Origin of the sequence: Polaribacter sp. Q13 (assembly GCF_016858305.2) — a bacterium.
In the GTDB taxonomy this organism is placed as follows: Bacteria; Bacteroidota; Bacteroidia; order Flavobacteriales; family Flavobacteriaceae; genus Polaribacter.
The window spans coordinates 3,229,689-3,253,890 of sequence record NZ_CP074436.1 but is presented as its reverse complement, the minus strand read 5'-3'; the positions used below and the strand labels follow the sequence as shown (position 1 = coordinate 3,253,890).

The following is a 24,202-nucleotide window of genomic DNA, read 5'->3' as shown; positions in this document are numbered from 1 at the left end:
AAGGTCGAAGTGACAGGTATGTGGAGTTTTTTTTATAATTTGAAAAAATGTAATAATTAACTGATATATAGCTTATTACTGAAATCGTCAAACGTAACTTGTTTCAGTATCTAAAATAACTAAAATTTAAAAACCATAAGAATCTAAAATAAATTTAGATTGACAAAAAAAAGAGCCAATTGGCTCTTTTTTTTATACTTTTAATGCTTGTTCTAAGTCTGCAAGTATATCTTCTATATCTTCAATACCAACACTTAAACGAATTAAGGAATTTGTAATACCCATTCGTTCTTTTTCTGGTGCAGGAATAGAACCATGAGACATACTTATTGGGTGATTAGATAAACTTTCTACGCCGCCTAAAGATTCTGCTAACGTAAATATTTTAGTGTTTTCTAAAAATGCATATGCTGCTTCTTGAGTCTCCTCTTTTAGTCTAAAAGAAACCATTCCGCCAAAGTCTTTCATTTGACTTTTAGCCAATTTATGATTTGGATGCTTTTCTAAACCAGGATAATACACCACGCTTACTTTTGGATGTTTTTCTAAAAATTTAGCTACTATAATTCCGTTTTCACAATGTCGTTGCATTCTTATATGTAACGTTTTTATGCCTCTTAATGCTAAAAAAGAGTCCATTGGTCCAGAAATTGCTCCTGCGGCGTATTGAATAAAATGAATGTCTTCTGCTAGCTTTTTATCCTTTACAATTAAGGCTCCCATAATTAAATCGCTATGACCACCTAAATATTTTGTTGCAGAATGCATTACAATATCGGTTCCTAAATCTAAAGGTTGCTGTAAATAAGGCGTAGCAAATGTATTATCTACTCCTATTAAAATAGCAGCATCAATATCTTTTACGGCTGATGAAATTGCTTTTATATCGGCAATTTTCATTAACGGATTTGTTGGTGTTTCTATCCAAACTAACTTTGTATTTTCTGTAATGGCATTTGTAATGTTTTTAACATCGTCCATGTTTACAAAAGAAAACTCTAATCCGTATTTTTGAAACAACTTGGTAAACATTCTATAACTACCTCCATATAAATCATCTCCGGCTATAATTTCATCACCTGGGTTTAATAAACGTAAAACAGCATCTATTGCTGCCAAACCAGATGCAAATGCAAATGCATGTGTTCCATTTTCTAAAGATGCTAAACTGTTTTCTAAGGCTGCCCTTGTTGGGTTTCCTCCTCTAGAATATTCAAATCCTTTGTGTTCTGTAGGACTCGTTTTTGCAAAAGTAGATGTTAAAAAAACTGGTGGCATTACTGCTCCGGTAGTTTCTTCTGGTTTTTGACCTCCGTGAATTGTTTTGGTATTGAATTTCATCGTTAAAAATGTATTGATGATTTTATTATTGCTATAAGTTGGCAAACTAGTTTAGCCCAGATTGAACGGTCTGTTTGAGCTCTTTTTTGAGATGCTGTTTTTTAGCATCTCAAAAAAAGCGAGTAGTGAAAGCTGGAAACAGCTTCTAATAAACCTATAAAAATTTCTTGATAGATCTTATAATTCCATAATGAATTCCTTCGTGAAAATTGTTGAAAGAAATGGCTGCTTCTATAGAATTAAGCACAAAACCGGTACTGGTTGGATATTCTGCAAAATTTTCAAAAATACCTGCTTCGTAATCTTCTTGCAAAGTGTCTGGTAAACCTAAAAGCAACTCTTTAACTTCTTCAAACTCCTCTTCTGTAAAAGTTTTTGTTGGTACTGTTCCTTTTTTAAAGTCTTCGATTAACTCATCTGGACACAAACAGTTTAACCCTGCTAATTTGTAGTTTAAAAGCTGTTGTGTAACCACTAAATGCGCAACATTCCAAGCAATATTATTTTTAAAACCTGCAGGAATTGTATGGATTTGCTCTAAAGTTAAGCCCTCTAATTCTTTTAAAACTAGTGTGCGAGATGTTCTTAAAAGATCGAATTGTATGTTCATTTTTTTGTGTAATTTTGGAGATGTAAATATAATCTATAAAAATGAAGAAAGTCTATTTTTTACAAACTTGTGATACTTGCCGAAGAATTTTAAAAGAGGTAAATACCGATGGTTTTGAACGACAAGAAATTAAAGCAAACAATATAACTGCAGCTCAATTAGAAGAAATGTATGCACTTTCTGGTAGTTACGAAGCACTTTTTAATAAACGTGCAAAGTTGTATAAATCTATGGACTTGAAAAACCAAACTTTGTCTGAGGCGGATTATAGACAATTTATTTTGGATGAATACACATTTTTAAAACGTCCGGTTTTTATAGTTGATGAAGAAATTTTTATTGGAAATAGTAAGAAAGTAATTGAAGCTTTAAAAGAGAAGATTGGTTAAACCTTCTCTTTTTATTTTTTTGTGAAAATATCGAAATTATTTAAAGTTTCTAGGAATATCTTTACTACCATGTAAAACTCTAACAATCCTTATATGGTTATTTAATAGCCTGTAAAAAACAATGTGTTGTTGCTCTGTAATTGAGAACAAATCTTGTTTTATTTCATTTCTTTGACGCCCAATTTCTGGGTGAATTACTAAATTATTAAAAACAGCTTCTAAATCTGTTAGATAACTTACAGCTTGGTTAAAACCATATTCTTTTTCTGTATAATCAAATATTTTTTCTATGTCAAAATCTGCTTCTTGGGATAAGTTGTAGTGAAGTAATTTCATTAGACCAATACTGCTTTATCTTTTTTTCCTAAAGTTAATTATATCTGAAACAGACCTTTTACTTGGTTCCCCAGACCAACCTATTTCTATTTCATTTCTTAAATCTTTAATAACTTTATCTCTATAAATACTATGTAATCTCAAAGCATCTCTAATAACCTCGCTGTTATTTTGATATTCGCCAGTCTCCACTTGTTCCGAAATATATTCTTCTTGCTTTTTTGTAAAACTAATATTCATTTGATATAAAAATAAAAATGTCCATATTTAGTAAATATAGACATTTTTTAATCAATTTAAAAATTTTAATTTGATGAATACTTTACATCCGAAGAAGAAATCATAGCTGCTAGTTCATCGTGTGTAATTTTAGTTTTTACCCCAAAAAGCACCATTTTATCTGAATCACTGTTTGCTCTAATAATTATTTCTCTAATATATTTCCCTTCTTCTATAAAAAACAATTCGGCTTTACTTCCGTTTTCTTTTACTCTTGCCAATGTTTTTAGGTTGTTTTTTCTGCTGAATTTTCTAAAGTCTTTTGAAAGATTGCTATCTTCATTATTGAAAATCATTAATTTAAAATCGCTCGATTTTCTAATAATATTCATTAAATCATCATCGTCTTCATTATCTAAAAATGAACCAGCCAAAGAAGCTGATAAATTGATAGAAAAAGTAGATTTCTCTTTATTTACGCTATAAAAATTTTCGAATGCCGCATCTTGTGCAGAAATAGAAGTTATAAAAAATGCGAATAAAATGGTTGTTAAATGTTTCATGTTAGTGGGTTTTAAATTGAAGACGACTACGAACTACATATGTTACAATACACGTTTTATTTTAAGAAATTATATCACCTAAAACCTAACATTAATTTTGTAATTTTGTATTCTAAAATTTAAAGTATATGTTTTCTAAAAAAGCCAACGAGATTTTTGATAATTGTATAAAAACTTATAAAAAAAACACAGAAGTAGAGCAAGTTTGCATAAATCCTTTTGATAAAAAAAGTGATTTAATCGATTTTCTTTTGTTTGAAAAATGTTGGGTAGATGCTACACAATGGGCTTATGAAGATATTATTAGAGACCCAAATATAAATGCAGAAGATGCACTTGTTTTAAAAAGAAAAATTGATGCTTCTAACCAAGTTAGAACTGATAATGTTGAATTTATCGATAGTTATTTTTTAGATAAATATAAAGACATCAACGTTTCTAAAGACGCAAAAATAAATTCTGAAAGTCCGGCTTGGGCAATTGATAGATTGTCTATTTTAGCTTTAAAAATTTATCACATGCATTTAGAAACAGTTAGAGAAGACGCTTCTGAAGCACACAAAGCTAGTTGTTCTAAAAAATTAGCTATTCTTTTAGAACAACGTACAGATTTATCTACTGCTATTGATGATTTACTAGAAGATATTGAAAACGGTAAAAAATATATGAAAGTGTACAAGCAAATGAAAATGTATAATGACGCTGAATTAAACCCTGTTTTAAGAGCCTCTAAATAACACCACTCTTGTCTAATTCTAAAAATAATATTTTAATAATACGTCTTTCAGCAATGGGAGACGTAGCTATTTTAGTACCTGTTTTAAATGCTTTATTTAAACAAAATAAAGAGGTTAACGTTACTATTTTAACTCAGAAATTTTTTACTCCTATATTTAAAGACTTTAAAAACGTTACTGTTTATCCGGTTGATAAAAAAGGAAAGCACAAAGGTTTTTTAGGATTATTTAGACTATACAAAGAATTAAAACCTTTTAATTTTACTGCAATTGCAGATATACATAATGTTTTAAGAAGTAATGTTTTAAAACTGTTGTTCTTCAATAAAAAATGTATTCAGATTGATAAAGGAAGAAAAGAGAAAAAAGAGTTAATTTCTAAAGAAAACTTTAAGCAATTAAAAACCTCTAGTGAACGTTATGCTGATGTTTTTAGAAAATTAGGTTTTACTATTGATTTATCAAATCCTGTTTTTCCAGAAAAAAAACCAATTCCTAATATTTTTAAAAACGTTATTAATAGCGAGCGTAAAACAATAGGAATTGCCCCTTTTGCTGCTCATAAAAGCAAAATGTATTCTTTAGAAAAGATGAAAATTGTTGTAGCACAACTTTCTAAAAATTATACCCTATTATTATTTGGTGGTAAAAGTGATGTTGCACAATTAGAAACGCTTAAAACAAACCAAAATATTTATTTAGCCGCAGGAAAACTAAGTTTTACAGAAGAATTAGATACCATTTCTAACCTAGACTGTATGTTGTCTATGGATTCTGGAAACGCTCATTTAGCAGCAATGTATGGCGTAAAAGTAATTACTATTTGGGGAGTTACGCATCCGTTTGCTGGGTTTGCGCCTTTTAATCAACCAAAAGAAAATGCTTTATTAGCTGACACTAAAGAATATCCTTTAGTGCCAACTTCTATTTATGGTAATAAGTACCCGCAAGAATATATTAATTGTGCAGACAGTATTACTACCGAGCAAATAATCAATAAAGTAAACAGTATTCTTTAAGCAAATTTACGCTCTACAATTTCTATAAAACGAGCTTCTAGTTCTTCTTGTTTAGACCAATCGTAATCTGGTTTTACCATCTTATTAAGAAACTTTTTAGCTTCTTTTTCTGTTCCGTAGGTATTTAATTGAGAAACTACTCTGTTAAAATCTTCTTGACTGCCTTCAAACAAATTCTTAACAAACGCAATTCTATCATTTAAACCAATCTGAATGTTTGTATTTAACCTATCGTTTAAAGATTTTGGTGCAGTAACAGGGATATCAAATAAAGTAGCCATTTCATCCACAGAAATAGTGTCTTCTAACTCTTCTTCTAAAGACAATACTTTATTTTCTGTTACTTTAACCTCTTCCTTTATTTCTACAGATTTAGGTTCCGCAAACATAATTTCTTCTAACTCCGCAAAAGGTTGTTCTATAATTTCTTCTACTACAACGGCTACTTTCTCCTCTTCTTTCTTTACCTCTACTGCTTCCTCCAATACAACTTCTTCAACTAATGCTTCCTCAATTAGTTCTTCTACAGGTAAAACGTTTTCCTCTTCTTCAATTTCATAAAGTTCTACTATTTCTTCTTCAATAGAGTCATTAACTGATTCAAATTCTTCAATCTCCTCATCATCAACAGAAGCAATCTCTTCCTCTTCTTCGATTTCGTAAAGCTCTACGATTTCTTCCTCAATAGATTCAACTTCATTAACCGACTCAACATCAGCAGAAACAACTTTTTGCTCTTCTTTTAACTCTAATCCTTTTTCTACCTTAATAATTAATTCTTCTTTTGTTTCTTCTAAACCTGGAGTTGTATTTACATATTCTTCTACAAAAGCCAATAAAGATAATTTTTCATAAATTTCTTTCGATTTTTCTTTTAAAGCAAACACATCTTCTTTATTTTTTAATTGTAAAATACTGTGTGCTAAACTGATTAAATCAGCTTCTAATTTTTTGTGCATAAGTTGTTTCTTGAAGTTATTTTTTACTCGTAAATATTCCTAAATTTGTTGAAATTCAAAGTAACATCAAATTTAACATTCTAATGCCTAAAATTACAAAATGTTTCTCGAAAATACAGTAAATCATTCAGAACAATTTGGTTGGATTGAAGTAGTTTGCGGCTCTATGTTTTCTGGTAAAACAGAAGAATTAATTAGAAGATTAAAACGTGCTCAATTTGCAAAACAACGTGTAGAGATCTTTAAACCTGCGGTTGATACTCGTTACGATGAAGAAGAAGTGGTTTCTCATAACGATAATAGAATTCGCTCTACACCTGTGCCTATTGCATCTAACATTCGCCTATTAGCTACTGATGTTGATGTTGTTGGTATTGATGAAGCTCAGTTTTTTGACGATGAAATTGTTGCCGTTTGTAACGATCTAGCAAACCGAGGTGTTCGGGTAATTGTTGCCGGTTTAGATATGGATTTTAAAGGAAATCCTTTTGGGCCAATGCCTGCTTTAATGGCAACTGCAGAATACGTTACAAAAGTACATGCCGTTTGCACACACACCGGAAACTTGGCGCATTACAGTTTTAGAAAAGCGAAAAATGATGATTTGGTAATGTTAGGGGAAACTCAAGAATATGAGCCTTTAAGTAGAGCTGCATATTACAAAGCAATACAAAAACAAAGAATCTTAACCCAAAAAGATTCTGATTCAACTTCAGAATAAATGAATAACCATGTTACAGTTTTAGAAATTGATGGTGATGCATTGTTGCATAACCTAAATTATTTTAAAGGAAAATTACAACCAGAAACAAAAGTTTTGGCAGTTGTTAAAGCTTTTGGTTATGGTAGTGATGCCGTACAAATTGCTGAATTTTTAGAAGACAAGGTAGATTATTTTGCTGTAGCATATGCTATAGAAGGGATAGCTTTACGAGAAGCTGGTGTAGAAGCCCCCATTTTAGTGCTGCATCCTCATATTCAAAACATTGCCTCTGTTGTAGAATATAGGCTGGAACCTTGTTTGTATAATTTTAGAATTTTTAACGCCTTTTTGCAACTGGCAGATGAAATTCCGTTAATGAATTACCCTGTACATCTAAAATTTAATACAGGCCTAAATAGATTAGGGTTTTGGCATACCGATATTCCTAATATAATAGCTAGTTTAAAAGAAACAACCCACGTAAAAGTAGCTTCTTTGCTTTCTCATTTAGCAGCAAGTGAAGATTTAGAAGAACAAGATTTTACGATCAATCAAATAAATAACTTCGCTTATATTGCTCAGCAATTCTACAAACATTTAGGTTATGAACCTATGCTACACATTTTAAATACTTCCGGACTAATAAACTATCCAAAAGCACAATTTAATATGGTTAGAATTGGTATAGGATTATACGGTTTTGGTAATGAAGAAAAAGAAACAGCTCAACTTAAAAATACACATAATTTAAAATCTATTATTTCTCAAATTCATATTATAGAACCCGGAGAAACAGTGGGTTACAATAGAGCATATACAGCTACTAAAAAAAGTAAAACCGCAACAATACCAATTGGTCATGCAGATGGTTTATCTAGAAGATTAGGTAATAAGAAAGGATATGTACTTATTAATAATCAAAAAGCTTATATAATTGGTAATGTTTGTATGGATATGATTATGGTCGATATTACAAAAATTGATTGTAGAGAAGGTGATGAAGTAATTATCTTTAATAATCAAGCTATGATACAGCATATTGCTGATGTTTCTGAGACCATTCCGTACGAAACATTAACAGCAATCTCTCAACGTGTTAATAAAGTGTTAAAGTGATAGTTATTTTTATTACTTTTGCAATCTAATATTTAATTAAAATTAAAATAAGATGTTAAAAGAATTTAAAAAGTTTATTACCGGTGGTAATGTAATTGAATTTGCAGTAGCAGTAATTATGGCAGGTGCAATTGGCCTAGTTGTAAAAGGATTTGTGAGTAATATTGTGATGCCAGTTGTAGGTTTATTTACAGGAGGTGTTAGTTTTGCTGATCAAAAATATGTTTTAACTGAAGCTGTATTAGATGCAGCAGGAAAAGTTACTAGTCCAGAAAATGCAATTACTTATGGTGCTTGGATTGATTCTATTATCAATTTAATTATTGTTGGTTTTGTAATGTTTATGATGATTAGACAATACAACAAAATGAAGAAAAAAGAAGAAGTTGCTCCAGAAGCTCCAAAAGGACCAAGTCAAGAAGATTTATTAGGAGAAATTAGAGATTTATTAGCTAAAAAATAAATTTTTACTTTTCTTTATAAAACAAAAACCCAAGCAATTGCTTGGGTTTTTTTATGCTTAAATAAATATTTTTTTGTTAAGATTCTATAGAATTTTCTTTTAAATTTTCAATAAAACCTTCTACAGAGACTCCATTTTCTACAGTAAAATTACCAATTTTAGTTCTTCTTAATGCTGATAAATGTGCACCTGAGTTTAAAGCTAACCCAAAGTCGTATGCTAAAGAACGAATATATGTCCCTTTACTACAAACCACTCTAAATTCTACTTCCGGTAAATTTATTTTTGTGATTTCAAATTCTGTAATACTTACAGTTCTAGACAGAATTTCTGTAGTTTCACCTTTTCTTGCTAACTCGTACAAGCGTTTACCATCTTTTTTTATTGCAGAGAAAATAGGTGGTTTTTGTTGAATATCACCAAAAAATTGTTTGGTAGTTTCACGTAATAATTCTTCTGTAATATGTTCTGTAGGATATGTTTTATCAACCTCTGTTTCTAAATCATAACTAGGTGTAGTTGCCCCAATTGTAAATGTACCTGTATATTCTTTTTCTTGCCCTTGATAGACATGTATTTCTTTAGTTTGCTTACCGGTACAAATAATTAACAAACCAGTAGCAAGAGGGTCTAAAGTACCCGCATGACCAACTTTAATCTTTTTAATATTAAAACGTTGTCTTATTTCCCAACGAAGTTTATTAACAACTTGAAATGAAGTCCAGTTTAAAGGTTTATCTATTAATAAAACTTGACCGTTTTTATAGTCTTCTTCTGTCATCAACAAAAATTATATAGTTAATCTATAAATGAAAAAGTGAATAATTAACAGAGAAATCCCTAATACTATTCTATAGTACCCAAATATTTTAAACCCTTTTTTACTTAAATAATCTATAAAAGATTTAATAGCAATTAACGCTACTACAAAAGCAATAACATTACCAATAATTAAATAATTAACCTGGTCTGTAGACAACTCAAAACCTGCTTTATAATACTTATACATTTTATAAGCAGTTGCCCCTAACATTGTTGGTACTGCTAAAAAAAACGAAAATTCTGCAGCAGCTTTTCTATTGATTTTTTGCGTCATACCACCCACAATACTTGCACCACTTCTAGAGGTACCAGGAATCATTGCTAAACATTGAAAGAAACCAATTTTTAACGCAGTCATATAACCAATTTCTGTATGTTCTGTTGGGTTTTCTGCATCATAGACTTCATTCGATTTAAACCAATCATCTACTTTTAAAAGAATAAAACCACCTATAATTAATGAAACTGCAACCGTTACCGGGCTTTCTAACAAACTATCAATTACATCATTTAATAACAAACCTAAAACAACTGCAGGAATAAAAGCTACTAATAATTTAAAGTAAAAATCGATACTTTGAAAGAATCTTTTCCAATATAAAACAACTACAGATAAAATGGCCCCTAATTGAATTACAATTGTAAAAAGTTTGGTAAAATCGTCTGTAGCAATTTTCATAAAAGACGATGCAATAATCATGTGTCCAGTAGATGACACAGGTAAATACTCTGTTATTCCTTCAATAACAGCTAAAATGATTGTTTCTATTAAATTCATTCTTATTTTTTGGGATTTGCTAAAATAGCATAAATTTCAATTCCTAAACCAATAATTACTAATGTTGGTGCTAAACGAATACGTTGCCAATTGTAGATTTCTTCATTAAAAACCTCAGGATTATCACTTCCTCCTCCTGCCATAAATATAAAACCTAAAGCAATAACGATAATACCAACAATCATGATTGTATAGTTTTTTTTACCAAATAAAAAAATTGGTTGTTCTGTGTTTTCGTTTTTCATTGTATTAATAATAAAGTTCGTCTGTTTGTAAGTTTAAAAAACGTTGTGTTGCAAAGAAAGTACTAATCCAAGTAATTAAAAAGGCCGAAATTAAAACGCCTCCAACTAAATATCCTAACGTAACATAATCTTTAATCAACTCTAAACTAGGTATAAATTTATCTACATAATAAATAACCGCACCTAAAGCTATTAATGCTAAAATTGCTCCTATTATACCCAATTTAATACTTTGCCAAATAAAAGGTTTTCTAATAAATCCTTTGGTAGCACCGACCATTTGCATGGTTTTAATATTAAATCGCTTAGAATATATAGATAACCTAATAGAACTATTAATTAGAATCATAGCAACTAAACCAAAGAAACCACAGACCACTAATAACCAAAAGCTAATTCTTTTAATGTTTTTAGTTAATAAACTAATTAATGATTTATCATAAGAAACATCAGATACATAGGCGTTTTTAAGGAAACGTTGTTCTAGTTCTTGCATTTTTTCTGGAGTTACAAAATCTGCTTTTAAATAAATATCTATTCCATTTTTTAAAGGATTTTCTCCTAAGAACTTCAGAAAATCTTCACCAATTTCTTTACTATAAGTTTTGGCTGCTTTTTCTTTACTTGTATAAATAATAGTTCTAGTAAACGGCTCTTTCAGTAAAGATTCTTTAAAATTATTCCTATTTTTAGTAGAAACATTGTCTTTTAAGAACAACGTTATTGCAACTTTTTCTTTTACTTTATTAGCAACAAAGGTAGATTTTAACAAAACCAACCCCAAAATACCGACCATAAAAAGCACTAAAGCTATACTTATTACTACTGAAAAGTAAGAAGATAGCAGTCGTCGTTTTTGATAAGAATCAAAGCTAGATGACATATTTTAAAATGGTTTTAAGAGTTGGCAAGATAATAATTAGAATGCAGTTTCCGTAACTGTTAGCAGTATTTTAACTAATCTATTTCTTGACATAATTCAATAAGGACTCCATTCGTAGATTTTGGGTGTAAAAAAGCGACCAATTTATTATCAGCTCCCTTTTTTGGATCTTTATTTAAAATGATAAACCCCTCTTTTTTAAGCCTTTTTATCTCTGCTTTTATATCTAAAACCGCAAAGGCAATATGATGAATTCCTTCTCCTTTTTTTTCTATAAATTTGGCAATAGTACTTTCTGGGTTTGTGGCTTCTAATAATTCTATTTTATTTGGACCTGATTTAAAAAAGGATGTTTTTACACCTTCGGAAACAACTTCTTCTGTTTTATAATGCGGCTTGCCAAAAAGTGAAGCAAACAAATCATTTGACTTTTCTAAATCTTTTACGGCAATGCCAATGTGTTCTATTTTTTTCATTTTGTAAAAATAAAGAAAACGCTTCATCCTAAATTGAAACGTTTTTATTGTAAACAGATAATTCTTTTTTTATGGTTTTATAATTAAATTATTTTAAGCCACATTTAGCTTATCTACCTTTAGATAAACATCTGTCATGTTTAAACTATTAGCATTAAAAATTTCTGCACTTAATGCTATTGTTTCGTTTTCTCTTAACAATAAAGTAAGTGTTTTATGAGATGATTTTACAGTTTGAATGTTGGCAGATTCTTTAGTTATTTTTGCTTTATCCGCATAAATTCTATTGTTTATTACCAATCCTAATTCTGTTTTAGAGTTTCTATAAAAAGTACTTATTGAATTCTGATGAAAACCCCAAGAAACTTTATAGACTCCATAAACAGGGATTGTTAGTTTTTTATTGTTCCAATAAGATTGAATATTATTATTGCCATTATTTTGAAATCTAACAACTCCATTTACAGAAAGTTCGCTCAATTCTGCATTTAAAGTAAAACTACATTTACTTATAGCTGATTTTTCTAATCCTTCATTATTCATAGCCTTTTTTTTACAAAAATATACATTTAAACAAATTACTTAAAGAGGAAAAACACCCGATTAACAAAAAATACTTCCTTTTTAACAACTTATTACTTGTTATGGTTTAGCATTAATAACAATATTATCTAACTCATAAGTTCCATCAAAATTCACATTCCCATTACCTATATATTTAAAAGCGATAAAAGCAGTTCCTGAATAATTTGACAATTCGATATAAGTAGAATGAATCCAACTCTTATAATTCTCTCCATTAGAAACTATTTTTGCGGGTAAAATACTCCAATTTGCAGCATTGATATTATTTTCATTTCCATCAAAATTGGTAGAAATTAAAGCTTGTAATTCGCTACCATTTCCAAAACTATTAGAAGTTTCAAAAGACAAAAATTCTTGTGATGTTATATCTAAGTCAATCCCCGAGGTAATTAACCAAGTAACCGTACTTTCATCTCCAGAACTACTAGACCCCATTCTTGCCGCTTTACTTTGCGAATAAGTATCCGTATAAGATCTCCATGACTTCGTCCCTACTTCTCTATAGTTTATCCAATTAAAAACATCAATATCTCCAGATTCATTATCAAAATTTTCTGATAATAAAATTGTCGAATATTCTTCCGCAGGTAACGGTGTGCACCTTTCATCAATCATAGTAACATCATTGGTATCATTTAAAACCAGTACAATTAAATCACCTCCATAATCTTTAGAAACAATGGCTTTTATTGTACCTGCATTTTCTGGTAAAGTTTCGTTTGAAAAACGAGAAAACGAACTCGTTTCTACTAATAATTCATCATACCCCAACCCTAAACAAGTTTGAATTTTACGTTGCGTATCAAAATCTTCTATGGGATCTACATAGGATTTACCAGCTAGTTTAGCATCGAAAAACACGTTTTCTAAAGCTACAAAGGTTCCTATATCTGTTTCGTTTATACCTGCAAAATCAATTACTTTTGGCACAATTTCTTCTGTAGTTTCTGTTCTATAAATATGATTCGGAATTTGATTTGTAGTTACGTTTTCAATCTCTGTAAGATCTGTCGCACTTATTTTTCCGCCAATGGTAATATTTCCATCTCCAGAATTGGTTTCACCAACATATAAACCTTTTAAACGAATATAAATTTCTCTACCAATATTAAATTTATTGTAACTATTACTTAAATTTAAAGCAACTTTTATGCCTGCTGTTGGGTTTTCTGGTTCGTCTTGCATATAAAACTCCTTATAGAAATTCCCAGATTTATCCGAAGAAATAACATATCCTTTTACCACGATATCAGAGACAATTTCTAAAGGATCATCTCCAATAATATACAATTCCTTTAGCTGTTTTATGGTTTTTAATTGAAGAGCGCCAGAAGAAATACTGTCTATAATTTTATTAACAGCTTCATTTTCTTCATTTCCTAAACTTTCTGGTACTTTAAAATCTCCATCGTCTACACAAGTTACAAAAGAGATACTTGCTATAAGCGCCAAAACTATTGTGATTATTCTATTCTTTTTCATCTTTCTTTTTTTTCTTTTTCTTAAAACGACACACTTACATTCATAAAATAAGTTGCGCCTCTACCATACCAATATTTATTGCCAAAAACAGGTTTATCTAAAGATTTATCTTCTAATAATTGTCTGTAATTGGCATTTCTTCCTTGTTCAAATCCGCCAGATTTATAGATTTTATTTAATAAATTATTTACCGTTGCAAAAACACTGATGTAATACTTTTTAATGATAAAAGATTTTCCGCCAATTAAGTTTACAACCGAATAATTAGCGAATTTCTCTTGCTCTAAAAGTCCTTTTGAAATCTCATTATCATATTCTAAAAAGGGCAAACCATCATCATCTGTGTAAAAATTTTGAGACCTATTTAAAGGAGAAACATCAATAAATGTATTACTGAAAAAATTTAGTGTAGCTCCAATTAACCAATAATCCGGATCTCTATATTCAAAACCTAAGGAATACGCCTTTTGTGGTCCTGCAGCTAATTTGTAATTTTTGAGATTTGTTTTCCCAAAATCTTTAAATCCGTTTACAAAACCAGCAACCAAAGATTCCGTATCTGCTTCTGTGGTTAAATATAAATTCGGGTTATTATCATACGTAAACTGACCAATAGCAGCGGCTCCTTTTAAATTTATGGTTGATGTAACTTGAGCTTCCAAACCTAATTCTAAGCCCAAATGCTTTTTGTTAATTCCATGTAGTATTTCTTGCACAAATGCCGTATTATCTCCTCCAACTCCATCAGCAAAGTAAAAAGAAATCTCTGTTGCATCTTTTACAGAAGTGTAATATGCGGTTACTTTTGATGTAATAATTGGGCTTCTAAAAACATAACTAATATCTGTAGACAGTATTTTTTCGCTTTGTAAATCTAAAACAACATTGTTATTTTCTCTTGAGTTAGAAAAGGTGTTTCTAATTGTTGGCGCAGCCGATATATATGCAACATTTAGATCTACCAAATGCCTTCCTGTAAACTTATAAGTCACACCCGTTTTAAAACCATAGTTCATAAATTTCTGTGCTTCTGATTTTCCTAAAGAACTTTCAGAAAAACTTCCATTTTTATACAAACCTTCTCGCTGATGTGTTGTACTAGAAACATTTAAAGCAGCATAAAAATCTGTTTTGTTATACCTAAATTGAGCTTGGGTAAAAGCTGCTATTATAGTAGAATTTAGATTGAAATTATATTTAAACTCATCTCCTTCTTTCACTATTCTATTCGGGTTTAAGAGATCGTTTTGTTTCTCTTCTTCATTTGCCCCAAAAGGATCAATATCTAAATAACCTTCCCCTCCTAACAAATCAATAACAGATGCAAAATTATGAGAACGCAATTGTTTATATTCTATTTTTCCGTTGATAGAAATATTTTCATTTATCTCAGTATTTAAGATGCTATTTATAGTTAATTGTTTGTCATCATTTCTATCTTCATACAAAACATAGGCATTTTCTAAACCTGAATCTTTATTGGTATTATTGGCGTCAAAAATCCGATTCCAATTTATTTGTCCGTCGTTTTTAAAATTATTTTCTGCAGTATACGCACCTTCAAAATCATCATATCTTAAAAAATAACTCGCTAAATTTTGATAATAAGCGGCACTCGGATTCGACCCTCCATTATAATCTATTCTACTATTACCAATTTTCCCAAATTGATAGGCAATACTTGCGTTTATAGCTGTCTTTTTAGAAAGATTCCAATAATGATTCAACATTAAAATGGGCTCACTAACTTCTTTAATTCTAGAATTTTTCTTTTTGCCATTTAAAAAGCCCCAATAATCATTGTACTTTATTCCTTTTAAATCGAATACTTCTTGTGTGTTAGGTGATGATTTACCTCTTCTATTTGGTGTATAAATTCCTGTAAAATTAATGCTACTTTTATCGCTTAACTTTTTTTCTATGGAGGTAAAAAAGGAATATGCATTGTAAGAAGTTGCGTCATTAAAACCTTCATTACCTATTCTTCTACTTCCAGAAAAAGTAAATGCCCAGTTATTTTTTAACATTCCGCTAGAATAAGTAGCCATCATTCTATGTTGATAACTTCTGTTGGAAGAAGAATAAGCTATCTTTATCCCTGGCCTTTGTTCGGATGCTCTCGTATTCATATTTGTAGAACCCAAAAGACCTCCAAAAGTAACGTCTGAAGGTGTTAAACCATTTCTAAATTCCTGATTTCTTAACACATCATTTAATCCTCCCCAATTTCCCCACTGTGCTCTACCGTCATAAACTTTATTCATTTCTACGCCGTTAATTAACACTTTTCCGTTGCCCGAATCCAATCCTTTTATCTTAAAAAAAGACGAACTAAATTCATAAGCGGCAGTTCTAAGAAAAATATCCTTTGATGATTGTAGTAGTCCAGAAATATTATCTGCAGAACTAGCGTCATCATTTAACTCATCATCCGTAAGTGTAATTAAGCTTAAATCTTGATTTTCTATAACTTCTTTAAATAAAAAGATACTGCCTAAATCTAAAGTTTGACCAGAGGTTTCGATTGGAATATTTTGGGTTTCGTATCCAACCAATTTTAATTCTAAAATGACTTTTCCATTTTGGAAATTCCTGATTATAAAATTACCATTTAAGTCTGTAAATTGATTTTTAGACGTGTTTTTAATTTTAACTAAAACATCTTTAATCGGTTTTTTAGAATCGTTATCTAAAACGATTCCCTTCACTATACTCTGCCCATTAACCACCGAAAACGAGGCCAATAGCAAGCAAGTTGCCATAACAATTTTTTTCATAATTAGTAAATTGTACTTTAAATTTCCTTTTTCTTTGCTCTTAAAGTTAGTCAAAAAAAATTAAATCATTGAATTTCAAGCTATCTTAACACATAAAATTGCTTTAGTTTCTTACTTTTGTAGAACAATAAAAACACTAAAATGAATAAGAAATTATTTTTTATTTTTATTTTTTCGTTAACAATTACAGCATGTAATTCTCAAAAAAATGGAAAAAAATATAACATTAGAACCATTGCTTTTTACAACTTAGAAAACTTGTTTGATACTATTAACGATGTAAATAAGAATGATGAAGCGAGTCCAATGATGGAATTAAAAACGAATAGATCTAAGGTTTATTGGGATAAAATTGAAAAACTAAGTAGTACAATTGCTCAAATAGGAGCGGATAAAACGAAGACAAGTCCTGCTATTATTGGTGTTTCTGAAGTAGAAAACCTAAGTGTTTTAGAAGATTTAATACATTCTAAACATTTGGTTAAAAATGATTATGGCATTATACATTATGATTCTCCGGACAAAAGAGGGATAGACGTTGCGTTATTGTATCAGAAAAAATATTTTAATCCCATTCATCATGAAGCATTTAATCCAAAAATATTTAAAGATAACTATCCTGTTTACACTAGAGATCAATTATTAGTTTCTGGTTATTTAGATGATGAATTAATACACGTTATTGTAAACCATTGGCCCTCTAGAAGGGGTGGTGAAGCTGCGAGCAGGCCTAATAGAGAAAAAGCAGCCTACCAGAACACTAAAATAATAGAGCAGGTTAGAAAGCAAGACGCCAAGGCTAAAATATTAATTATGGGAGATTTTAATGATGACCCTAATAATTCTAGTTTTAAAAACGTTTTAAAAACAAAGAGTACAAAGAAAGATGTACACGAAGGAGATTTATACAATCCTTATGAAGATATGTTTCGTAGAGGATTTAATACGTTAAAATACAGAGATAAAATAAATTTATTTGATATGATTTTCTTTACCTCTCCTCTTTTAGACAAGGGAGAAAAAGATTTTTCTACGTATAAAATGTACAAAGCAATGATTTTTAACAAGCGCTTTTTAACCACTAAAAAAGGTAAATATAAAGGATATCCTTTTAGAAGTTTTTCTAACGGTGGTTACACGGGTGGTTATTCTGACCATTATCCTGTTTATCTGTATTTGATTAGAGAAGCTAAATAGTATTCAGAATTACATTGTTATTCTTAGCATTCAGTTGGTTATTTCGACTATGCTCAATATAAACTTAGGAGAAATCTCATGAAGTTACTCTGTTTTGTGTTAGCTTCTTTATGAGATTTCTCCTAATGTCAAAATGACACGGTTGTGTTTTTTTTTGCGCTCTGTTTGTCTTTTCGAACTTTTGAGAGAAATCTCATAAAGTTTGGGTGGTGGTGCGGTATCACTGTTATGAGATTTCTCAGTACTTCGAAATGACAAGTTTTGTGGCTCAATTTTGTGTTATCACTGTTATGGGATTTCTCAATACTTTCGAAATGACAAGTTGGGTGGTTAATTTTAAAGACCTCAAAGGTTTTAAAAACCTTTGAGGTGTCTATGTTACTCTAAAATAACTTCCTTTTCTAGTTCTCTATACGCGTTAAGGATAGAGCAATTGTTTGAGCTCTTTTTTATTCTTTTTCTGAATAAAAAAAGCGAGTGCGAAAGCCTGACCCTTGTGGTAACGCCCAAAAGAATTAAGAAAACTTTATAAAACACAAAACCCCGAAACATAGACGTTTCGGGGTTTTTTGATAAAAAATTATTGCCTTTAAATTATTAATTTATCTCTATATAGATTTAAATTTATAATTTAAGTATGTGTAAGCGTCACGAGGTATAATTGTAATCCACTTTTTGTGTTTTAAATACCATTTAAAACGTATAGAATTTACGCCTTTTGTTAGATAAGCTGCAATAAAGGGGTGTACATTTAATTGTACTTTTCCTTCTTTAGAGTTTGACATAAATTTCTCTAAATCTGCTTCTATTTTGTCTAACAAAACAATAGGTGCTTCTACTTCTCCATTTTTATTTGGGTTGGCTTCGGTAGTTTTTATACTTAACTCTGGTCTTACCCTTTGTCTTGTAATTTGTACCAATCCAAATTTACTTGGAGGTAATATTTTGTGCTTTGTTCTATCTAAAGCCATTTGATCTTTCAAGTGCTGAAACAGTTTATTTCTGTTTTCTGCTTTGTGCATATCTATAAAATCTACAACTATAATTCCTCCCATATCACGTAATTGTAATTGGCGAGCTATTTCTGTAGCTGAAATTAGATTTACTTCTAATGCAGTATCTTCTTGAGAACCAGCTTTATTAGAACGGTTTCCGCTATTAACATCAATAACGTGTAATGCTTCTGTGTGCTCTATAACTAAATAGGCACCTTTACTCATAGAAACTGTTTTTCCAAAAGATGTTTTTATTTGTCTTTCTATTCCGTATTTTTCAAAAATAGGAGTATCAGATTTGTGTAATTTTACAATTTTTTCCTTTTCAGGATATATTTCTTGTAAATACTCTTTTATTTCTTCTTTCAAAGTTTCATCATTTGTTACAATACTAGTAAAGGAATCATTCATTACATCTCTTAAAATAGAGGATGCTCTGTTTAACTCGCTTAAAATCTTTGTTGGTGTGTTTGTATTTGGTATACTTTTACACATTCTTACCCAACGTTCTAATGAGTTTTGCAAATCTTTATCTAGTTCTGCTACTTTTTTGCCTTCGGCAACAGTTCTTAAAATAACACCAAACCCTTTTGGTTTAATGCTTTTTGCTAATCTTTTTAAACGTTCTTTTTCTTTTGGGTCTGCTATTTTTTGAGAAACAGAAACTCGGTTAGAAAAAGGAACTAAAACCAAAAATCTACCTGCTATAGACAACTCTGAACTTAATCTTGGGCCTTTTGTAGAAATTGGTTCTTTTACTATTTGTACTAATAGGTTTTGCCCTGTTTTTAGTACTTGGTTAATACTACCGTCTTTGTTAATGTCTTCTTCCTTTTGGAAGTTCTTTAAAGTGAATTCTTTATACTTACCTGTGCTTACTTTCTTAATGAACGAATTTAATGAGTTTACTTGCGCACCTAAATCATGATAATGTAAAAACCCATCTTTTGGGTATCCTACATTTACAAAGGCTGCATTTAAACCAGTTAAAACTTTTCCTATTTTGGCTAAAAAAATATCGCCAACCGAGAATTTGTTATCACTAGTTTCATTATTTAATTCAATAAGTTTTCCATCTCTTAATAAGGCAAAATCAATATCAGATGAATTTGAACGAATTATTAATTCTGTTTTCATGCTGAAATGGTTTTAACTCCACACATAATTGTGCAGATGGGATTAATATTGTCAGGTATTTTGTAATACCGTGTGAGATTGTTTAATCTCTTATGTCAATGAACTTTTTGTTTTTTCGCTATACAATAAACGAAAAAGTAAGCGGATGCTTACTTTTTCTTGTGTCTATTTGCTCTAGCTCTTTTCTTTCTTTTGTGTGTAGAGATCTTTGCTCTCTTTCTTTTTTTACCGCTTGGCATAATTTCGATTTGTTTTTAAATCCGTTAAGATTTAGATTAATATTGTGTGTTTTTACTTAACTACTACTTTACTTTTTACTCCTTCTGTAAAAGTTTTTGCCGGTTTAAAGGCTGGAATATTGTGCGCTGGAATCTTAATTGTAGTATTCTTAGAAATATTTCTACCAGTTTTTTCTGCTCTTGTTTTGATTATAAAACTACCAAAACCTCTCAAATAAACGTTATCACCATTTTCTAATGCATCTTTCACTTCAGTCATGAATGCCTCTACAGTTGCTAATACATCTGTCTTTTCGATTCCTGATTTATCTGATATTTTCGATACGATATCTGCTTTCGTCATGTCTCTATTTTTACTATATTTTTATTAATTTACTTTCAAAAATGCGGATGCAAATATATGATAATTAATCAATTCCAAGTAATTAAAGAGTTAAAATTTATTTAAAAATAAAAGGCCTTGAAATTATTAATTCAAGGCCTTTTGTTTTATTTAAAAAATTCTAATTAAAAACCAGACATCTGGGTTAGATGCACTTGTTAATTTCACTACTGTTGGGTCAATAGTGGGTGTTGGTTCTATTTGATAAGGTGCATTATCTGCAATTAAATCTACCAACGGTTGAAATTGCGTATAAAAACGCCAATTATAAGCTCCTTCAACTTTTGTTATATTTAACTGATTAGGATTACCAAAAACACCTGCAAATGATAAATTGTATTGAGCCCAATAAGCATTTCCTGATGGTATATGTTCTGATCTAAAAATTATTCCTGAAGCACCCAAAACACCTGCAGGGTCAAAAGGAGTACCTCCAAAAAAGATTCTATTTGCTACTAGTGTTTCTCCATGTCTATTGGTATTTGCTGTATAGATTTGATTAAAAGTATTTAAAAATGTATCCGAAACTTCATCAGCTGTTGTTACATTGATTGTCCAAACATCACTAATATTAAAAGGAGAAACTAATATTTCTATAGAAAATTCACCATCTTCAGACACAAACTTATTTTTAGCATCATTTAACGTAAAATTAGAATACTCATTACCGTTATCCGCTTTTATTGCAGGACTTACTATAATTCCTGTTGGTGTATAACCAATTCCAAAATCAGTATCGTTTACTTGAGTATCTAAATTAGACATAAACCTTCTAGCATTATTAAAACTAAAAAAACTAACATCTCCATCAACCTCGTAAGCTAACTGCCCCGTAATAGCACCTACGATAGCGTCATTTTTACTTAAATCACTCCAATCAGTAGAAGTAGCTTTTTTAAATACAACCTCATTAAAACCTCTATTTGCTCTAAAGATAATATCATCTCCATCTGTACCATAATATAAGAATTCAAAGCTTCCTAAATATCCTTGACCAGTTAAATTAGCATCAGGAGCATTATTAGAATCTGATAATTCGTGTATTTTATTTCTAGTTGTAAAAGTAAGTTTTACAGTAGACCCCAAAGTAACATCCCATTCACTAGCTGTTCTTGTTCCTTTAGTAGCACCAAAGTCAGAGTCCATTTCAACGGTATTGTCTCCCGTAAAATCCATTAAATACGTATATCCTCCTAATTGAGAATCATCTGTAAAATAGGTTACTTTCCACCCCTCTTCAGAAGACTGAAGTAACTCTTTTAAATCCTCTTTTTGCTTAGCTAACCTTACTGATGGCACTTCATTAAAAACTTCATCAGGATCATTATTTGTTGTACATGCATTTAGAATAAAAAATGCAACAGCAATAAGACTTATTTTATTTATAATTTGTTTCATTTGTTTCATTTTTAATTTAATACTTTTAATACATTTTCCGCTGCAACTCTTTGAAGCTCATAAATATCTAAATCAAATTCTGATTTAAAATAAGTAACTACAAGCGCTTCTTTTGCTCTAATATCAATCTTTGCTTGTTCACTTGTAATTGCATCAATAATTGCATTATAACTTGCATTATCATTAGAAAGCATTGCAGTAACCATTTCTGCAAAATCTTCTGTTTCATTAGACCTCGCATAATCCGATATAAACCCTAATTCTCTTGCTTCTGAAATAGAACTATTAAACCATTGAGCCGTATATCCTGAAGGGGTTATTTGCTCAAAAGTTTCTTTATCGAAAGGTACTGTTTGATTGATAATGTGTGTATACTCATGTTGTATTGTTGATACAAATCTAATTAATTGATCTCTATCTTTTAGATCTACTAAGTCTGTATTAAAAAAGGTAATTCTTTTACCCCCTTCTGCAAGACCTAATGTAATAGTTCCGGAAGGATTTAAATTGATACCACCTATTAATAAAATTTCTCTTGGTGCTATTAATTTTATAAAATCATCACCAGCTACTTCTCTATAAGTTTCCAACCAAATAGTTTTTACAGCCTCCATTGCAGGCATTACTTTTTCTACTGTTGGAGGAAATAAATACCTATTAAAATCTACTCTATTTTCATTCCAGTTATAAAAAACCTCAATATTGTAAGGAGAGGTGTAATTATCCCTTAACCAAACATCTGTAGTGTTTAAAGAGGGTGTTTCTGTATCTAAATTACTACCTGTTAAAACATCTTCTGTTTTTGAACAAGAGGTAGCCAGTGTTAGAAAGACGAATGCTATTAAAATATATATATATCTCATAATTATCTAGGATTAGGTGTTACACCAAAATTTTGTGCTGTTAATGGTATTTGTAATTCTTTTCGCTTATCTTCTTTTGTTAATACTATAGGAGAGTTATTAAATGAATGTGTAACTTCTAATTGAAATCTTTTTACATCAAACCATCTTAAACCTTCATGATAATATTCTCTTCTTTTAAAATCTGCAATACCTTTTATAAATGATGTTTGCGTATCATTTAAAGCATAGAACGGTGTAAATTCATCTGCTATTACTGGGTATCTAGAAACCACATCAGACTCTTCTAGTATATCTGTTGCCGCATTAAACCCAGCTGTTTTTAAAGATAAAAAAGCCGTTAAATCATTTAAAGATGCTGAATAATTTTCTTTCATAGCATAAGCTTCTGCTCTGTTTAACAACACCTCATCTTTATCAAATAAAACAATACCCAAATAAGGTAGACCTGTACCTGCACTTTGATTGGTTATTTTAAAATATTCATCAAATTTTGGCAAGTTATATACCTCATCATTTCCAAATACTCTATAAGCCCATGCTTTTCCAAAAGGGTTTCCACTACCTCCAAAAAATAATGCACTTGCAAGATTAGAACTTAAACCAAATCTAGAACTCGCAAACTTACGTGCCCATAAAGATGAAGTTGAACTTAATAGTAAATTTGTTCTATCTAAAGCACTAGTATATACTCTAGCTGTTTCTGAATAAGATAAACTACCATACGAAACATCGTCTCTAATCTCTGTTTGTGGATTAGAAATAACTTTAGAAGCATATAATATTACATTATCCCAATCTCCCTTATATAAATAAAACCTAGTTGCAAATGCATTGGCTGCATCTTTGGTAAAATGAAACTTAGGTTCTTTATATTCATTTTTCACTAACGCAATACCTTCTAATAAATCTTTTTCAATTAGGTCGTATACTTCTTGTACTGTATTTCTTGTATATTCTTGTATTAATGCTGTTTCTGGACTTAGCACATAAGGCACTCCTAAATCTGAACTTGCTGTAGCCGGATTATAGGTTTTTCCCCAAAATGTTACTAACATAAAATGTGCATACGCTCTTGCTAAAAGTGCTTCTCCTTTTTGTGCATCTAAATTTATAGAACCAGAAAGTTCTTCTATAGACGCTAAAGCTTGGTTTGCTTGAGCAATTGCTTCATATGTATTATTCCAAAAGAATACTGGAGCATCTCTGTCTGTTTCTAAATTAGAATCTTGCCATTGATACATTTCAAGATCTAATTGATCTCCTCCATTTATATATTTTTCAGCAGCATTGTCTGACATTAACTCTGCTATTAACATATAATTCCCTTCCGTATAAGCTCCTGTAATTAATGCTGATATTTTATCTGCAGAATCAATATTAGTCCTATTATCCGGTAACTCGGTTAAATAACCTTCACACCCTAAAAAAGAGAAAATGAAGATATAAAGTAAAAAATTAAATTTATTTTTTAACATGTTTTTTTTT

26 protein-coding genes are annotated in these 24,202 nt (G+C 30.2%); 7 read left to right on the top strand and 19 right to left on the bottom strand.

The window, feature by feature from the left end; genetic code table 11:
- Positions 1 to 192 precede the first annotated feature (192 nt).
- Complete coding sequence (locus JOP69_RS13675) at positions 193 to 1,341, bottom strand: cystathionine gamma-synthase (RefSeq protein ID WP_203393233.1); 1,149 nt, start codon at positions 1,339 to 1,341, stop codon at positions 193 to 195.
- 154 nt (positions 1,342 to 1,495) lie between these two features.
- Positions 1,496 to 1,951: a DinB family protein gene (locus tag JOP69_RS13670; RefSeq protein ID WP_203393234.1), complete on the bottom strand. Its 456-nt coding sequence runs from the start codon at positions 1,949 to 1,951 to the stop codon at positions 1,496 to 1,498.
- A 41-nt stretch (positions 1,952 to 1,992) separates the two neighbouring features.
- Between JOP69_RS13670 and JOP69_RS13665 the strand changes: the two genes are divergently transcribed.
- The gene (locus tag JOP69_RS13665; protein ID WP_203393235.1) at positions 1,993 to 2,340 is read left to right on the top strand and encodes an arsenate reductase family protein; all 348 of its coding nucleotides are present in this window, start codon (positions 1,993 to 1,995) and stop codon (positions 2,338 to 2,340) included.
- Between the two features lie 36 nt (positions 2,341 to 2,376).
- On the opposite strand, the gene JOP69_RS13660 is transcribed toward JOP69_RS13665, so the two are convergent.
- The 3 genes from JOP69_RS13660 to JOP69_RS13650 form a co-directional block, all read right to left on the bottom strand.
- Entirely contained in the window at positions 2,377 to 2,676 is a 300-nt protein-coding gene (locus tag JOP69_RS13660) for a type II toxin-antitoxin system RelE/ParE family toxin (RefSeq protein WP_203393236.1), read from the bottom strand.
- A 15-nt stretch (positions 2,677 to 2,691) separates the two neighbouring features.
- Entirely contained in the window at positions 2,692 to 2,916 is a 225-nt protein-coding gene (locus tag JOP69_RS13655; RefSeq protein WP_203393237.1) for a type II toxin-antitoxin system ParD family antitoxin, read from the bottom strand.
- Between the two features lie 65 nt (positions 2,917 to 2,981).
- Entirely contained in the window at positions 2,982 to 3,458 is a 477-nt protein-coding gene (locus JOP69_RS13650) for a DUF4252 domain-containing protein (RefSeq protein ID WP_203393238.1), read from the bottom strand.
- A 128-nt stretch (positions 3,459 to 3,586) separates the two neighbouring features.
- Here JOP69_RS13650 and JOP69_RS13645 point away from each other — a divergent pair, with 128 nt between their 5' ends.
- Together JOP69_RS13645 and JOP69_RS13640 are read left to right on the top strand one after the other, a co-directional pair.
- Positions 3,587 to 4,195: a DUF4254 domain-containing protein gene (locus JOP69_RS13645; RefSeq protein ID WP_203393239.1), complete on the top strand. Its 609-nt coding sequence runs from the start codon at positions 3,587 to 3,589 to the stop codon at positions 4,193 to 4,195.
- A gap of 8 nt (positions 4,196 to 4,203) precedes the next feature.
- A complete protein-coding gene (locus JOP69_RS13640; RefSeq protein ID WP_368377950.1) occupies positions 4,204 to 5,214 on the top strand; it encodes a glycosyltransferase family 9 protein in 1,011 nt (336 codons plus the stop codon).
- On the opposite strand, the gene JOP69_RS13635 is transcribed toward JOP69_RS13640, so the two are convergent.
- Positions 5,211 to 6,173 carry a hypothetical protein gene (locus JOP69_RS13635; RefSeq protein ID WP_203393240.1) on the bottom strand — a complete coding sequence of 321 codons (963 nt, stop codon included), beginning with the start codon at positions 6,171 to 6,173 and terminating at the stop codon, positions 5,211 to 5,213. The two genes, JOP69_RS13640 and JOP69_RS13635, sit on opposite strands and share 4 nt — an antisense overlap.
- Positions 6,174 to 6,273: 100 nt before the next feature.
- Here JOP69_RS13635 and JOP69_RS13630 point away from each other — a divergent pair, with 100 nt between their 5' ends.
- Genes JOP69_RS13630 through mscL form a run of 3 tightly spaced genes read left to right on the top strand, consistent with a single transcriptional unit; the run spans position 6,274 to position 8,455 of the window.
- The gene (locus tag JOP69_RS13630) at positions 6,274 to 6,894 is read left to right on the top strand and encodes a thymidine kinase (protein ID WP_203393241.1); all 621 of its coding nucleotides are present in this window, start codon (positions 6,274 to 6,276) and stop codon (positions 6,892 to 6,894) included.
- Positions 6,895 to 7,992, top strand: coding sequence for an alanine racemase (gene alr, locus JOP69_RS13625; protein ID WP_203393242.1), 1,098 nt, complete (start codon positions 6,895 to 6,897; stop codon positions 7,990 to 7,992).
- Positions 7,993 to 8,044: 52 nt separating this feature from the next.
- A complete protein-coding gene (mscL, locus tag JOP69_RS13620; RefSeq protein ID WP_203393243.1) occupies positions 8,045 to 8,455 on the top strand; it encodes a large conductance mechanosensitive channel protein MscL in 411 nt (136 codons plus the stop codon).
- Between the two features lie 76 nt (positions 8,456 to 8,531).
- Here the strand turns inward: mscL and truB are convergent, their stop codons facing one another.
- From truB to JOP69_RS13580, 8 genes are all read right to left on the bottom strand, one after another.
- Positions 8,532 to 9,236, bottom strand: a complete 705-nt coding sequence (gene truB, locus JOP69_RS13615; protein WP_203393244.1) for a tRNA pseudouridine(55) synthase TruB — start codon at positions 9,234 to 9,236, stop codon at positions 8,532 to 8,534.
- 9 nt (positions 9,237 to 9,245) lie between these two features.
- On the bottom strand, positions 9,246 to 10,055 hold the full coding sequence (locus JOP69_RS13610) for an undecaprenyl-diphosphate phosphatase (RefSeq protein ID WP_203393245.1): 810 nt from the start codon (positions 10,053 to 10,055) through the stop codon (positions 9,246 to 9,248).
- 2 nt (positions 10,056 to 10,057) lie between these two features.
- On the bottom strand, positions 10,058 to 10,300 hold the full coding sequence (locus tag JOP69_RS13605) for a DUF3098 domain-containing protein (RefSeq protein WP_203393246.1): 243 nt from the start codon (positions 10,298 to 10,300) through the stop codon (positions 10,058 to 10,060).
- Between the two features lie 4 nt (positions 10,301 to 10,304).
- Complete coding sequence (locus JOP69_RS13600; RefSeq protein WP_203393247.1) at positions 10,305 to 11,183, bottom strand: ABC transporter permease; 879 nt, start codon at positions 11,181 to 11,183, stop codon at positions 10,305 to 10,307.
- A gap of 74 nt (positions 11,184 to 11,257) precedes the next feature.
- Positions 11,258 to 11,659, bottom strand: coding sequence for a methylmalonyl-CoA epimerase (mce, locus tag JOP69_RS13595; RefSeq protein ID WP_203393248.1), 402 nt, complete (start codon positions 11,657 to 11,659; stop codon positions 11,258 to 11,260).
- A 93-nt stretch (positions 11,660 to 11,752) separates the two neighbouring features.
- Entirely contained in the window at positions 11,753 to 12,202 is a 450-nt protein-coding gene (locus tag JOP69_RS13590) for a hypothetical protein (RefSeq protein WP_203393249.1), read from the bottom strand.
- A gap of 99 nt (positions 12,203 to 12,301) precedes the next feature.
- On the bottom strand, positions 12,302 to 13,726 hold the full coding sequence (locus JOP69_RS13585) for a DUF5689 domain-containing protein (RefSeq protein ID WP_203393250.1): 1,425 nt from the start codon (positions 13,724 to 13,726) through the stop codon (positions 12,302 to 12,304).
- A gap of 20 nt (positions 13,727 to 13,746) precedes the next feature.
- Positions 13,747 to 16,503: a carboxypeptidase-like regulatory domain-containing protein gene (locus tag JOP69_RS13580; RefSeq protein WP_203393251.1), complete on the bottom strand. Its 2,757-nt coding sequence runs from the start codon at positions 16,501 to 16,503 to the stop codon at positions 13,747 to 13,749.
- Between the two features lie 141 nt (positions 16,504 to 16,644).
- On the opposite strand from JOP69_RS13580, the gene JOP69_RS13575 reads away from it, so the two are divergent.
- Positions 16,645 to 17,700, top strand: a complete 1,056-nt coding sequence (locus JOP69_RS13575) for an endonuclease/exonuclease/phosphatase family protein (protein ID WP_203393252.1) — start codon at positions 16,645 to 16,647, stop codon at positions 17,698 to 17,700.
- Between the two features lie 608 nt (positions 17,701 to 18,308).
- Here the strand turns inward: JOP69_RS13575 and JOP69_RS13570 are convergent.
- From JOP69_RS13570 to JOP69_RS13550, 5 genes are all read right to left on the bottom strand, one after another.
- Positions 18,309 to 19,832: a ribonuclease E/G gene (locus JOP69_RS13570; RefSeq protein WP_203393253.1), complete on the bottom strand. Its 1,524-nt coding sequence runs from the start codon at positions 19,830 to 19,832 to the stop codon at positions 18,309 to 18,311.
- Positions 19,833 to 20,123: 291 nt separating this feature from the next.
- Positions 20,124 to 20,414 (bottom strand): HU family DNA-binding protein, encoded by a 291-nt coding sequence (locus JOP69_RS13565; RefSeq protein WP_036824254.1) that lies wholly within the window; start codon positions 20,412 to 20,414, stop codon positions 20,124 to 20,126.
- Between the two features lie 150 nt (positions 20,415 to 20,564).
- Positions 20,565 to 21,851: a DUF4302 domain-containing protein gene (locus JOP69_RS13560; protein ID WP_203393254.1), complete on the bottom strand. Its 1,287-nt coding sequence runs from the start codon at positions 21,849 to 21,851 to the stop codon at positions 20,565 to 20,567.
- An 11-nt stretch (positions 21,852 to 21,862) separates the two neighbouring features.
- A complete protein-coding gene (locus tag JOP69_RS13555; RefSeq protein WP_203393255.1) occupies positions 21,863 to 22,714 on the bottom strand; it encodes a substrate import-associated zinc metallohydrolase lipoprotein in 852 nt (283 codons plus the stop codon).
- Positions 22,715 to 22,716: 2 nt separating this feature from the next.
- Entirely contained in the window at positions 22,717 to 24,192 is a 1,476-nt protein-coding gene (locus JOP69_RS13550) for a RagB/SusD family nutrient uptake outer membrane protein (RefSeq protein ID WP_203393256.1), read from the bottom strand.
- Positions 24,193 to 24,202 lie beyond the last annotated feature (10 nt).